This window comes from Occallatibacter savannae, from assembly GCF_003131205.1.
Classification (GTDB): Bacteria; Acidobacteriota; Terriglobia; order Terriglobales; family Acidobacteriaceae; genus Telmatobacter; species Telmatobacter savannae.
On sequence record NZ_QFFY01000006.1, the window covers coordinates 260,539 to 273,858 of the forward strand.

At 55.2% G+C, this 13,320-nt stretch carries 8 protein-coding genes; 6 read left to right on the plus strand and 2 right to left on the minus strand.

What is annotated here, in order from left to right:
• Positions 1-179: 179 nt before the first annotated feature.
• The 5 genes from DHV10_RS21850 (at position 180) to DHV10_RS21870 (ending at position 9,575) form a co-directional block, all read left to right on the plus strand.
• Positions 180-2,648, plus strand: a complete 2,469-nt coding sequence (locus DHV10_RS21850; protein WP_109488541.1) for an ABC transporter permease — start codon at positions 180-182, stop codon at positions 2,646-2,648.
• A 464-nt stretch (positions 2,649-3,112) separates the two neighbouring features.
• On the plus strand, positions 3,113-7,078 hold the full coding sequence (locus tag DHV10_RS21855) for an AAA domain-containing protein (RefSeq protein ID WP_162601767.1): 3,966 nt from the start codon (positions 3,113-3,115) through the stop codon (positions 7,076-7,078).
• A 103-nt stretch (positions 7,079-7,181) separates the two neighbouring features.
• On the plus strand, positions 7,182-8,162 hold the full coding sequence (locus DHV10_RS21860; RefSeq protein ID WP_109488543.1) for an HNH endonuclease: 981 nt from the start codon (positions 7,182-7,184) through the stop codon (positions 8,160-8,162).
• Positions 8,159-8,542, plus strand: coding sequence for an HIT family protein (locus DHV10_RS21865; RefSeq protein ID WP_109488544.1), 384 nt, complete (start codon positions 8,159-8,161; stop codon positions 8,540-8,542). The genes DHV10_RS21860 and DHV10_RS21865 overlap by 4 nt, the downstream gene beginning before the upstream one ends.
• Position 8,543: 1 nt before the next feature.
• Positions 8,544-9,575, plus strand: a complete 1,032-nt coding sequence (locus DHV10_RS21870; RefSeq protein ID WP_109488545.1) for an HNH endonuclease — start codon at positions 8,544-8,546, stop codon at positions 9,573-9,575.
• Between the two features lie 17 nt (positions 9,576-9,592).
• On the opposite strand, the gene DHV10_RS21875 is transcribed toward DHV10_RS21870, so the two are convergent.
• Positions 9,593-10,471 (minus strand): HNH endonuclease, encoded by an 879-nt coding sequence (locus DHV10_RS21875; protein ID WP_239461976.1) that lies wholly within the window; start codon positions 10,469-10,471, stop codon positions 9,593-9,595.
• 604 nt (positions 10,472-11,075) lie between these two features.
• On the opposite strand from DHV10_RS21875, the gene DHV10_RS21885 reads away from it, so the two are divergent.
• Positions 11,076-12,260 (plus strand): exonuclease domain-containing protein, encoded by a 1,185-nt coding sequence (locus DHV10_RS21885; RefSeq protein WP_109488548.1) that lies wholly within the window; start codon positions 11,076-11,078, stop codon positions 12,258-12,260.
• A gap of 48 nt (positions 12,261-12,308) precedes the next feature.
• Here the strand turns inward: DHV10_RS21885 and DHV10_RS21890 are convergent, their stop codons facing one another.
• A complete protein-coding gene (locus tag DHV10_RS21890; protein ID WP_162601769.1) occupies positions 12,309-12,818 on the minus strand; it encodes a hypothetical protein in 510 nt (169 codons plus the stop codon).
• Positions 12,819-13,320: the final 502 nt, after the last annotated feature.

The following is a 13,320-nucleotide window of genomic DNA, read 5'->3' on the forward strand; positions in this document are numbered from 1 at the left end:
GGATCTGCATCTCGCTGGCTTAAGGCGGCTGCGACCAAGAAGCATCAGCGGTGATCCAATCGCGACCCCAGATCATGTTGGATCGTAAGCCGAGGTCACGGGACTAACGATCCACCGCCTCAGCTTTCTGATAGCCTCGTTGGGAAGGCAAGGTCAGCTCCCACGGTCGGAGGCTTTGCATGTCCGTCTTCTTTCAGGATCTTCGCTACACACTCCGCCAGCTCGCCAAATCTCCTGGCTTCGCACTCACCGCCATTCTCACTCTCGCGCTCGGGATCGGCGCCAATACTGCCGTCTTCAGCACGCTCAATGCTCTGCTGCTCAAGATGCTTCCCGTCCGCGATGCAAAGCAGCTCTACACGGTGCGCATCCTCCATGGCGGCACGCAGCCGCCGAATACCGCCGGCACCGGCAACGGGCCCACATCGTTTTCTCTTCCTGTTTTTCAGGCCCTGCGTGGCCAGTCGCGCGTCTTCACCGACGTTATTGCCCACATCCCGCTCGCCCTCGGACAGGTTCCCGTTCGCTATGGCAATACACCTACCACCGCGCCCGGCGAAGAGGTCAGCGGCAATTTCTTCACCGGCATCGGTGTTCCCATGGCTGCAGGAGTCGGTTTCACCAACGCCGACGAACAGGACCATACCGCCAAAGCCGTCGTCAGTTACGGCTTCTGGACCAAGGCCTTCTCGCGCGATCCCGGTGCGATCGGCCAGACTCTTTACGTTCGTGGAGTTCCACTCACCATTGTTGGCGTCACCGCGCCTGGCTTCGTTGGTCTCGATCCCGGCTCCCCTGATGACTTCTGGATTCCACTTCAGAACCGCCCCGAGCTCAATGGCTGGGGATATGCCGCCGATGAAGGCATGCTCTATAGCTTTCCCAGATGGTGGGCCGTGCCGCTCGTCGTTCGCCTCGCGCCCGGCGTCTCGCCAGAACAAGCCTCGCACGCCGTGCAAGGCATCTTCTGGCAGGCTGCAACCGCGCCTCAGGGAAAGATCGACTTCAAACAATGGCCCGCATCGCTCGGCTTCACTCCCATCCGGGGAATCGCCGACTACGCCCGTTCCTATCGTGATCCGATCGAGCTCATGATGGCGCTAGTCGGCCTCGTGCTCCTCATCGCATGCACTAACGTCGCCCTGCTCATCCTCGCCCGCTCCGCCACACGCCAGCGCGAATTCGCCATCCGCATCGCCACCGGCGCAAGCTCCCTTCGCATCCTTCGCCAACTCGCCTTCGACAGCTTCGCCATTGTCGTCGCCGGTGCGGGACTGGGCTGGCTGCTCGCCATCGCGGTCACGAGTGTGCTCGCTCACTGGGCGCGTATCGAAGCAGGCCTCGCACCAGATCGCCACGTCCTCTCGTTTACCCTCGCCGTCGCCTCGCTCGTCGCCATTGCATTCTCATTCACGCCCTTTTCGCAAACTCTCAATATCAGTCCGGACCAAGCCCTCAGAAGTACGACCCAGATGGCCAGTGCCAGTCGCAACCATCGCCGTATGGGCAATCTCGTCATCGCTTTTCAGATCGCCATGTGCTTCACTCTTCTCGTCGCCGCAGGGCTCACGGTTCGCACACTTCTCAATTACGAGCACCTCGACCTCGGCATGCAGGCGGATCAGCTTCTTGTTTTTGATCTGGAACCCCAACGCCTCACCGGTCGCACCCAGAGCTGGTTGTATTACAACCGCCTCATTGGTCGCCTGCGAACAGTGCCCGGAGTTGAATCGATCTCGCCGGTAGTATGGCGTCCCGGCTCAGGATGGCTGAAAAGCGGGAGCGTCAACCTGGACGGAACGACTGTTCTCGACAAGTCCGGCAGGCGGGCCGACATCTCGTCCAACTTCATCGGCGTGGATTTCTTTCGCACCCTCGGAGTTCCTGTGCTCCAGGGTCGTGAATTCAACTCCGCCGACACGCCTTCCAGCAAGCAGACGGCCATCGTCAACCAGACTTTTGCCAAGCAATATTTACCCAACGGTGCCTTAGGCCACATCGTCGACAATGCGGAGATCATCGGCGTGGTGCGCGACAGTAAATACAAATTCGCTTCCGAGTCTGATCGCCCAACCGTCTACCACTCGGCCTCCAAGTCCGGCATGGAAGGCCAGATCACGCTTGAGATCCGTACCTCTTTGCCACCGCTCTCGCTGCTACCCGGCATTCGAAGCGCACTCCGCGAGATAGATCCCAACTTGGCCCCAGAAAAGCCTATGACGCAGGCAGCGCAATTCGAGCAGTCCTACACGACGCCCATGCTCTTCGCCCGTCTCGCCATGGCTTTCGGCGTGCTCGCTGTCGTGCTCGTCGCTACTGGCCTCTACGGAACCCTCACCTACAGGCTCGAACGTCGGAGGAACGAGATTGGGGTACGCATGGCTTTGGGCGCAATGCGGCAGGACGTGCTTCAAATGATCTTCGGGGAGAGCATGCGGATCGCGGGTATTGGTTTCGGGCTAGGACTTCCGCTTTCGTTGGTCGTCGCTCACCTGTTGCGATCACAGCTCTACCAACTGAATGCATTCGACGCCACTAGTTTCATAGTCTCATTGGCAATCACTCTTCTTCTTTCCATCGGATCGGCACTTTTGCCTGCCTTCCGCGCAGCTCAAATCAACCCGATGGACACGATTCGAAACGAGTAGGCACGTTCGAGTTCGAACTCCCAGAATTCGATCCGGCGACTCTATCGTTAGTTTCAGTCGCACCTAGCTCAGGTGGAGTGGAGACGGGCCAATGCACTCATCGAGCGGCCGTTTTGGAATGGTCTTAGAGGATAGGCCTCTCGGAACAGGATAGGCCTCCGAGAAGGGTGAGCTCCGTGACGCGGCGAAAATTGATTCGGCATCAACCTGCTCCCGCCATCCCACGGCGCACTTCCAGGGATCGTGATTGTTTGTGCTGGGAGCCGCGTTCCTGCAACATTCTAAGGTGATACTGACCCAAGCTAGTTGCGTATAACGTCCGGGCTATTTGTGTTTCATTCGAGTGAGCTATCACTTTAGTGCAGGGGCTTGTAGAGCCCATTTGCGATATAGTTGGTTTTCACCGATTTAAGCCAATGTCATCGGGCCCAACTCTTCTTTCCGACACCAAGCTACGAGAGACCTTGGTCAACACGTCGCGCGACGCGTGGAAGAACCGTCTCATCGATCTCTCGCGCAGAAATAACCTCCTCTTCTATAGACCTCTGGTCAATGGGGCACTCGAGCTGCCGATCGGGCAAGAATTGATCCGGTTCTTGTCTTCAGGTAATTCAATTGCCGTGGCCGAACTGGTGCCCGGTCAGCAGTTCGCGGCAGCAAACATCCGAACAATCGCGAGAAAAGGCCTGGAGAACCTCGAGGAAAAGGGCCTCTCGACCCTGTACCTCGCGGTCGGAAGATGCTCCTGGACGGCGGAGGACGGCGGCCGTGACTCTTTTGCTCCAATACTCCTGTTCCCGGTGACGTTGAAGTTCAAGGGTCATGACGTCCAATCTACGGAAGTCGAGACCACTGGAAAACCGGAAGTCAATCCTGTTTTGATCCATGTGCTCAATGAGGAGCTCAACGTAAGGATCACTGGCGAGGAGCTTCTGCACAAATTTCGACCTGAGCCCGAGGAAGGTGACGACGATTCTGACGAGGCAGAGATTGATCTTCAGGGAGTGTTGGACCTGTTTGCTTCGCGAGCGAAGAAGGTCCCGGGATTCACGGCTCAGCCATTCGCAGTAATTGGAAACTTCTCCTTCCAAAAACTGGCAATGGTGAAGGATCTGGAACTCCGGGGCGCGGAACTGATCAGCAATGATATTGTGGCCGCGATCGCAGGAGACGCTTCAGCCCGAAGGGCGATGAGCGCATCCAACGTCGACGTTGATCCAAAGGGATTGGACTCAGTACCTCCAACCAACGAATTTGCCGTGATGGAGGCTGATTCGAGTCAGCAATGTGCGATCTCCGGGATCGTGGCCGGCCAGAGCGCAGTTGTTCACGGACCGCCAGGAACGGGCAAAAGCCAGACAATCACGAACCTGATTGCGACACTGGCAGCAACGGGAAAGAAGGTCCTATTCGTCGCCGAAAAGCGCGCCGCTCTGGAAGTCGTCATGAACAGGCTTACCTCTGTTGGCCTGGACCATCTGGCAATCGACCTTCACGGCGCTGAGTTGGCCCCGAAGAAGGTAATGGAGAACGTCGCGCGGACGCTGAACATGGTGCGCGACGCTGGTCTTCCAGCGGTTGATGACGTGCACAACGCATTTGTGGACCGGCGAAACAAGCTTAACCAACACGATCAGCGGATGCACAAACTTCATGCGCCAACTGGGATGAGCATCTTCCAGATGCAAGGCCATCTCCTTCGATTGCCATCTGACATCAGTAATCCGGTCCGCTGGCGAAGTGCGGACCTGAATGCGATCACCTCAGAAAGTGCAAATCAGATCCGAGATTTGCTCCGGGAAGCAGCCGGATTCGTGAGCCTGCTGAACCGAACGGATCCGTCGCCATGGTGCGGCGTTGAACTCGAGGACACAAGGGCAGCACAGAATGCTCTTGATCTACTCTCGCGGGTCGCTCATGAGGAGCTGCCTTCCCTGATAGCTGGTTTGACGCAGATCTGTGCCGACTTCACACTCCGAATGCCTACAACCATCGATGATGCAGCGACCTATTTGCGAGAAGCGATTGCCGGAAACGAGATTCTCTCGTGCTATCAGCAAAGCATCTTTCCTGACGCGCAAGGGCGCGCGGATGCTATGGTGCCAGGCTGCGCCCCAGGTCTGAAGAGTCTTTGGGTTCGCATCTCAAATGCAAGGTTGAAGAAGGCCTACCGGGACGCACTCCTTCTGAGAACCGCGGGAAGGACTTCGGTGAAGCAGGTCTGGGAGGAAATGAAATCTGCCGCCGGCGCATTCGACTTCTGGCAAAAATGGGGAGAGAACGGTAAATCACCTGTCCAGATTCCCACTGCTGATTCATGCAAGCAGATCTTCGATAAGGTCAGCAGCAGTTTGAATGAAGCAGAACGCATTTCAAGTCTTCAGCTGAAACAACTCCCGCTGACTGAATTGCTGGTAGAGGTCAGGTCACTCGCTCAAGACACCGCTACGCCGTATCGAATAAGCCGCGTTTGCGAGATAGAGCGGAAGCTGAAGCGATTGGGAGTGCAGAAGCTAGTCGATGAGATTCATGCTTCTCGCCGACCCGCCGCCCAGTGGGTCTCAGCGTTCGATTACTCATGGCTCACGTCAACCCTGGATATGGCGGCATTGGCTGATCCGGATGTGCGAGCTTTCGTCGGGTCTACACATAATGGCTACGTTGATAGTTTCCGAACGCTGGACGAGAAGAGGCTCGATCTCGCAGCAGCGAGGGTGCGGCGTGCGCATGCTGAACATGCCGTTGCCGCGATGAACAAGTATCCGGAACAGGAAAGCATCATCCGGAGCGAAGCAGCGAAAAGCCGTCGGCATAAGCCTTTACGCAAGGTCTTCACTGAATCAGCGAACGTTCTCACTGCTGTATGTCCATGCTGGATGGCCAGCCCGCTTTCAGTGTGCCAGCTGATCGGCGCCACCGGTATCTTCGATTATGTGATCTTCGACGAAGCATCCCAGATCCTCCCAGAGGACGCTATTCCGTCGATTCTGCGGGGTAAGCACGTGATCGTTGCAGGCGATAATAAGCAGCTTCCACCGACCACCTTCTTTGCTGCCGCCGATGAAGAGGACGATTCGGATGCTGACTCAACGGGGTATGAAAGTCTGCTCGACATGATGATTCCCTTCGTGAAGGGATTCCATCTGAATTGGCACTACCGAAGCCGCGATGAATCGCTGATCGCATTCTCAAACCATCATGTCTACGACGACCGACTTGTTACGTTCCCCGGACCCGGCGGCGGCCCCGCGATCTCTCACGTGTACGTCGACCACATTCCTGCCTCCGATGGGCAGGAGGAAAGTTCCAGTGCAGAAGTTGAGAAGGTGGTCCAATTGGTTCTTCAGCATGCCCGGACCACACCGGATCTGAGCCTTGGTGTAATCACCATGGGTATCAAGCACGCAAATCGAATTCAGGGCGCGATCGATCGAGAGTTGAATGGAGACTCGGAACTGTCTGAATTCTTTGATACAGGACGCCCCGAGCGATTCTTCGTGAAAAACCTAGAGCGCGTCCAGGGAGATGAAAGGGACGTCGTCATTATCTCGGTTGGTTACGGAAAGGATCGTGCCGGGAACCTGCCTCTGCGTTTCGGCCCAATTCTCTCTGCGGGCGGCCGTAGACGACTCAATGTGGCTGCGACGCGCGCCAAGCGAAAGGTCGTTGTCGTCTCTTCATTCGCGTACAGCGACATCAACAGTAGCCAGGTTCGTCCAGGTACAGGTTTGGAGTTCCTGAAGAGCTACATCGAATACGCGAGTTCGGGTGGTCGTCTGCTCTTTAACGGAGAGCTCACGACTGAGCCGATGAATGATTTCGAACTGGACGTATTCGAAGCTCTGAGTTCTCATGGGCTCACCCTGGTTCCGCAACTCGGCTGCTCGAAGTTCCGGATCGATTTTGCAGCCTGCCACCCCGCTGCACCGGGAAAGTACGTCCTCGCGATCGAATGCGACGGAGCGACTTACCATTCCAGCTATACTGCGCGGGATCGGGACAGGCTTCGCCAGCAACAGCTTGAGAGGTTGGGTTGGACCTTCCACCGAATCTGGTCTACAGATTGGTTCTTGCGGCGAGATGACGAGATCCAACGTGCGGTTCAGGCCTTTAACAGAGCGGTTGAGAAGTCGAATGGCAATGGTGGATCAGCAGCGAACAGAACTTCGTCGGAGCCCCACACGCCGAATTCAACATCGGTTTCGTCGAAACCGGCGGTGAGGAATTCGGCAAGTCCGCCAATTCCCGTGCGCAAGTCGATCGACGAATACACTTCTGCAGAGATGCGAAATTTGCTCCGTTGGGTGCAGTCCGACGGCAGACTTCGCACTAGCGACGAATTGGCTGATGAAATGTTCGAGGCGCTTCCATTTGCAAGGAGAGGTTCGAAGATAGAAGCGGCGATCAAAAGAGCGATCGCACAAGGTTGATGGAATGTCCAGATTCGCGCGTACGCTAGGTCCTTTCAGATGGTTTCCTTCCAATTAGTGGTACGCTGAGGGGTAAACCTTCAACAGCATCTCGGGTCGAACCATGCGCTATTGGTGGGTCAATCAAAATCAGACGTATCGCCATGAGATTGCGGACGGATACCTTTGGTCCCCAAAGCGCAATGCTAATGGCGCGAGAAACCCATTCTATGAATCAATGCGCGAGGTCTCTCCTGGGGACCTCATATTCTCCTTTGTGGATACTCGGATCGCGGCTATTGGTATCGCGAAATCCTATTGCTGGGAATGTCCTAAGCCGGCGGAATTTGGTGCTACCGGAGAGTACTGGGAAAACGTCGGTTGGCGGGTGAGTGTCTCGTTCACTCCGCTGTTGAATAAGGTCCGGCCGAAAGATCACATGGATATTCTGCGATCGGCTCTGCCCGGCCGGTACTCGCCGCTCCAGGCAAATGGCAATGGAAACCAGGCTCTCTATCTAACGGAAGTCTCAGAGGGCTTTGCTCAACTGTTATCGGGGCTCATTGGACCAGAAGCTCGGCTGTTGCTTTCGGGGTCTGAGCAGGTTGCGCCAGTTGCCGGCGAGCAGCTGATTCTAGGAGACGATCTCGATGTTTGGGAGCGCAGGCTTGAGGAGCAGGTCCAGTCTGACACATCGGTCAGGGAGACTGATCGTGAGGCTATCGTCAGAGCCCGATGCGGTCAGGGCATATTTAAGGAGCGCGTCAGTCGAATTGAGCATCGATGCCGAATCACCGGTGTTGAGAACCCAACCCACCTCATCGCATCCCACTGCAAGCCCTGGCGGGACTCCTCAAATGAAGAGCGCCTCAATGGAGAGAACGGATTGCTGCTAACGCCCAGCATTGATCATCTGTTCGATCGGGGTTTCATTGGTTTCGAGAATTCTGGACAGCTCATCATCTCTCCGGTCGCGCATCGTCCTTCTCTCCAGAGGATGGGAATCGATACCGAACATCTGGTGAATGTTGGTTCGTTCTCAGAGGGTCAGAAGCACTTTCTTGATTTTCACCGCAATTCCGTATTACTGCGAGTCAGTCGATGAGCAAATGCCCGTTCTGCCAAGTGGACCAATCACGGGTAGTCTTGCAATCGGCCTCTGCGATCGCAATGAGAGATGAGTTCCCGCTCACAGAAGGTCATACGCTCATCATCCCTCGACCGCACGTAAAGAGTCTTTACGATTTGAGCGCTGAAGATCAGCTCGCAGCCTGGGATCTCGTCTCGGATGTTCGAAAGAATTGCAAGCAGGAGCTCGGTATACATGCCTTCAATATCGGAATCAACGATGGAGCGGAAGCTGGGCAGACAATTGAGCATGCGCACATTCATGTGATCCCAAGACGTATCGGCGACGTGGTTGATCCACGGGGCGGAATCCGCAACATCATTCCAGCAAGAGCCCGTTATTGGGAGGTGGATTGAAATGCCGCCTTCTCCCGAAGAGCAGGTGCAATTCCTGCTGAAGGTACAGCGGCTCCTCGGCGAAGGCCTGTTCTCGGCCACTTACAAATACGCCCTACTCATGGCTCTGGCAGATCTTTCAGTCGAGATCGGAGACGATTCCGGAAGCTCACTCGATATCGACGCCGAGAGGATTGCGGAGAAGTTTATCGAATACTACTGGCGGCAAACGCTGCCATTCCTCGGCTCGGTAGTCCTCCGTCAGAATGCAGGAAAAGCTCCGGTCGTCGTGAGGCTTTTGCTTCAGATTCGAAACAAGTACGGAGATTCTCTGGCGAGTGCCCAGCGCGATTCAATCGCCTGGAGAGCCTTGGCGCGGCAGATCGCCGCAAACATTCGCGCAATGCCATTGCGCTACTTGCAAAACGTTGGGCGTGAGCGCATTCCGTTCTTGTACGATCCACCGCAAGGTATCGCACCGAAAACGATCAGACTCTACCCCGGAGTGGCATTCTGTCTTCGGCGGTTCCATGGACTGATTGCCGAACTTGTTCAGGCTGGTTGGACCAAATGGGTTCGTCAACAGAATCTGTCGTTCATTGGGGAATCTGCAGATCTTCATGAGTTCCTATTTGGAGCAACGAGGGCGACTCTGTTGCCGCTCCAAGTCCCGCTTCGCGAACTTCAGCGGAATCTCTGCTTCTACTGTCAGAAGCCGCTGAGGCAGGCCGACGTCGATCATTTTGTTCCATGGGCACTCTATCCACTGGACCTTGGACACAATTTCGTCCTTGCGCATAAGGAATGCAATTCGGCGAAACGTGATCTGCTGGCGTCTGAAGAACACCTCAGCACCTGGGTTGAGAGGAATCGGTCTCATGGCGAGGAGCTTGGAAATGAATTCGATCGGCTTGGGGTAATTCACAACCTGGGTTCCACAACAAGAATCGCTCACTGGGCATATAGCTCGGCCTCGGTTGCCAGCGGTCTCACATGGCAAGCCAGGGAGACTCTTGTCCCTTTGCGAGGCGAGTGGCTGATGCTCCTGCATTGAGAGTACAGAATGCGTGCCTAGTGGAAGACATTGTAGGCGTGGAATTCCAGATTCTCGGTGCTCGGTCGTGCCCAAGTGGCTAGCGGCTCACGAATCTCCGTTCCCTCGAGGCGGTAGTACTCTTTGCCGTTTTCAAATTCTTCTTTGATTCTTTTGCTCACAACCAGTCGACGTTCGACCGGATCGATTGTCAAATAGCCATCTTCGAACAACCGATGCAGATCACTGCGCAACAACAGCCCGTTAGAGACTTCATGTCTCTGCACTACCGTGTAGGGCTTTATGTGCGCTGCATCGAGAACGGGTAACGTTCGCTCGCCCGTGATTGCACAGCGCCGCTGGTAGACATCGGTCACTACGATACGGAACAGTCCCTGACCGAGACGGGGTAGCACAATTTGCGGTCTGCCATATCCTTTGGACTCCACCGCTGCAAGCGCCGCAGTGCCGGGTTCAAGTAGAGCCGGGGTCTCAGTCTGGATGCCAGTGCTTACCTCGTTCCACAAATCGCGCCCCGCACCGACCTCGGAGTCATAACCCTTTCCCTGCACGGTGTTGAGCTTGAAATCCTCGGGACATGGGATCCAGGCTTCTTTCGGCCAAAAGAATGGTTCGGCGAGCATGATGCAGCCAATGATTGGATTCTCGTTTGCTGCAATCGGCGTGCGTCGATAGAAGGCAATTCGCTGGCGCATCTCCATCAGAGAGCGCACGCCATTCGCCTCTCTGAATGTCTCCCAGGCCAGGTTCACGGGCAACTGATGGAACCGGACAAAAAAACCTCCACCTGCGATGAAGTTCAGAGGGGAGTGAAGCTTAAAGAGAAGAAGCTCTCCTGGTTGAAGCGCCTTAAATGTCGCCTCGGATGATGGACGCCAGAAGTTGACCTCATCCACGCGGTTAGCGGCAGCGTGGAGAGCGAACCAGTCGTTATCGGTGACGGCGACAAAGATGCGCATTGTGGTTTTGACAACGCAGTATACAGCAACACCGAGTCAGGCATATCCCGCGCAAGCTTGTTGGATTCGAACGCGCAACGTGATCACTTTGCCATTTGGAATACCTGCGCGCGTCTTATTGTGCGGGCGAGCACAGACTGAAGGGCATCCGTCACATAAGCTCAGTTCACATGAACAGTCTTCCAAAAAGCATTGAACGCGCCAATCGGACCAGGCGTGAGGCCCTGAAGATGGCACCACGTGAATTTGGCGCTTGGGCCAACAGCCTGCATGAAGAAGCCCTAGCGCTTAGCAAAGACATTTGTGGCGGTCACGAAGAATACAACAGATGGATGCGCATCGCTAATCGACACCAAATCACGTGTGTAGACGGAATGCTCATTGCAATCGAGAACATGCGCTCCTTGGCAGTATGAAGTCGTAAATCCAGAGACTCGGATTCATTGAAGCAACCAGGCTGCAATGGTTCTCTAGTCACACATAAGTCGCAGATCGATTTCTGCCTCCGACATTAAAATTGATTTTCGCTTTTCAGGGGCCCATGACTTACGCGATCGTTTTGCTAGTTGTCTTCGTTCTTGGTGCAGTCTCCATCTTTATCGTTCGATCCCGTAGCACTTCTAGCCAGGATTTGCATACCACAGTCACACCGCCTCAACATGTTCTGAATCAAGCTGCTGAAGACGTCGATCAGGTCCGAACTGAGCAGTTAATTGCGGCGCGGCCGACTCGCCTAATTCGTAGTGAACCCGCTGCACCAAAGACGCACAAGTCCGGAACCCGGCGTACCCCCGGGTTTGAGGTTCCATCGATCTTCGCAACTGTCGATCTTGAGACCACCGGGTTCAGTGCCGGGATGGACGAGATCATCGAGATTGGGGCGCTCAAGTGCGCAGGTCTGGATGGGGAAGTTTTGGAATTCTCTACGCTCGTCCGCCCAACCAATCCGATTCCACCCGGGATCACTGCTACTACCGGTATCACGCAGGAAATGGTTGACGGTTTAGGCGTTTCTCTTCTGCAGGCAGTCGAGAAACTGCAGGCTTTCCTATCAGATGTTCCCATCATCGGCTATCGGGTTGGCTTTGATCTGCGCTTCTTAAAGTGCGCTTCCGATCAGCACGATCTGTCTTTCTCAAATCGTTATCTCGACGTGCTTGAGATGGCGCGAGATGCTTATCCGCACCTGCCTAGCCACAAGCTTGAAGACGTTGCCCTGATGCTCAACCTGTCGAATGAGAACGCGCACCGAGCCTTGGCCGACTGCCGGCGAACACTTGCTGTTTTTCGGCATGTCGTTACCAAACTCGATGGCAGAAGATACGCGTGGAGCGATCCTCGTGATCTTCCGGTGATCGAGACCGGCCAGCCCCGCTCGGAAAGATATGAACAGGTTCTCAATCATGTGGGAACTCACTATCCTGCGCGGCAGGGGAATGCCGACGGGCACATGCACGGGGAACGTGTGGTCTTCACGGGCGATCTGTCGATTCCGCGATCAGAGGCGATCGAGCGGGCAATTGCCGCCGGCTGCGATGTGATTCCCAACGTGAATAGGAAAGTGACAATCGTGGTTTCAGGGTTTCGCGATCCCTCCCTTTACAACGGCAAGGCGAAGAGCGGAAAGCTGCTAAAAGCCGAGGAACTCGTTAATGAAGGATATCCGCTGCGAATACTGACAGAAGCCGAGTTTTTCAAACTCCTGGGTACGACGAATCTGAATTAGGAATATCGCACCTTCGCCGGGAACCATTTGCTTCATGCTGGTTGCAGATCAATGCGCGCTCCGATTGGTCCGGGGCCAGTCAATACGCCAGCGTCCTCCCGATACCGGTGCCCAAACCAACTGTTTTGGCGGAGTACCACGCACGTGATGGTAAAGCGCAGCGGCTCTTTCGAAGAACCCCCGAGTGTGCAATGAATCGGCAAATCCGAACTTCTGGAAGTCGAGGTGATGGCAGAACTCATGGCAGAGCGTGCTCAGAAATGTGCCGAATGACGTCATCTCTTTGCGAACTGCTGTTCGCATCCACACCCGAATCAACAACGAATTCGGATCGTAGTCTCCGAAGAGTTCGGTCGTCCAATGCTCACGGACTTTTAGGGGTCGAGCCGTAAGTACCCGGATTCCACAATCCTCGACCTCGTAGAAGTGCGATGCGGTTTTGAGGAAGTCAGCACAGACTCCGCGTACATTCGCGATCCGCTCCATCTTCATCGCCACCTCAATGGATTGGGCGAATTCATGCAATGATCCGTCACCTGGCAGATCGAGAGTTGTCATGCGATCACTCTCTCGAAAACCCGCGAGATTCGATTTGCGTGGTGGAGCGTCTGTGACCATGCTCGGTGATTTCGCCTCTAACCCTACTCTGATTCCGCCGACTAAAGTGTTATCCAGTACTTCCGAGTTTGGCTGCACGTGATTGATGTTTAGTTACTTATGCTCGTGGAGATGAATTCCAAGGCATTCCATGAAATCAACCCTGATACGAAATTCTACGACCCAATACGGAACGGAAGATCTGTGCAAATCTTCGCCATTTGTTCGCCTATACTGTTCCCGTGCGGCAGCTGCCCCAATCGCGGATTTGTGACTTCACCGTGCAGTGCAAAAGATGTGGAGAAAACATTCCGGCACCCGTCATTACGATGCCGGACAGCTGGATCCTAGCCGAGTGTCCACTGTGTGGGCAGCGTCGGTCTTATCTTCCGCCGGAGATTTTTAGAGGTCGGCTGTCACACTTGTTGCTCATGCGGAAACCGGTGAAATCGGAAGCGAGGTT

What these genes read in the sequence shown, in the direction of transcription:
- DHV10_RS21870 (WP_109488545.1), top strand. Translation starts at nt 8,544, where the DNA reads ATGCCGCCTTCTCCCGAAGAGCAGGTGCAATTCCTGCTGAAGGTACAG.
- DHV10_RS21865 (WP_109488544.1), top strand. Translation starts at nt 8,159, where the DNA reads ATGAGCAAATGCCCGTTCTGCCAAGTGGACCAATCACGGGTAGTCTTG.
- DHV10_RS21885 (WP_109488548.1), top strand. Translation starts at nt 11,076, where the DNA reads ATGACTTACGCGATCGTTTTGCTAGTTGTCTTCGTTCTTGGTGCAGTC.
- DHV10_RS21890 (WP_162601769.1), bottom strand. Translation starts at nt 12,818, where the DNA reads ATGACAACTCTCGATCTGCCAGGTGACGGATCATTGCATGAATTCGCC.
- DHV10_RS21850 (WP_109488541.1), top strand. Translation starts at nt 180, where the DNA reads ATGTCCGTCTTCTTTCAGGATCTTCGCTACACACTCCGCCAGCTCGCC.
- DHV10_RS21860 (WP_109488543.1), top strand. Translation starts at nt 7,182, where the DNA reads ATGCGCTATTGGTGGGTCAATCAAAATCAGACGTATCGCCATGAGATT.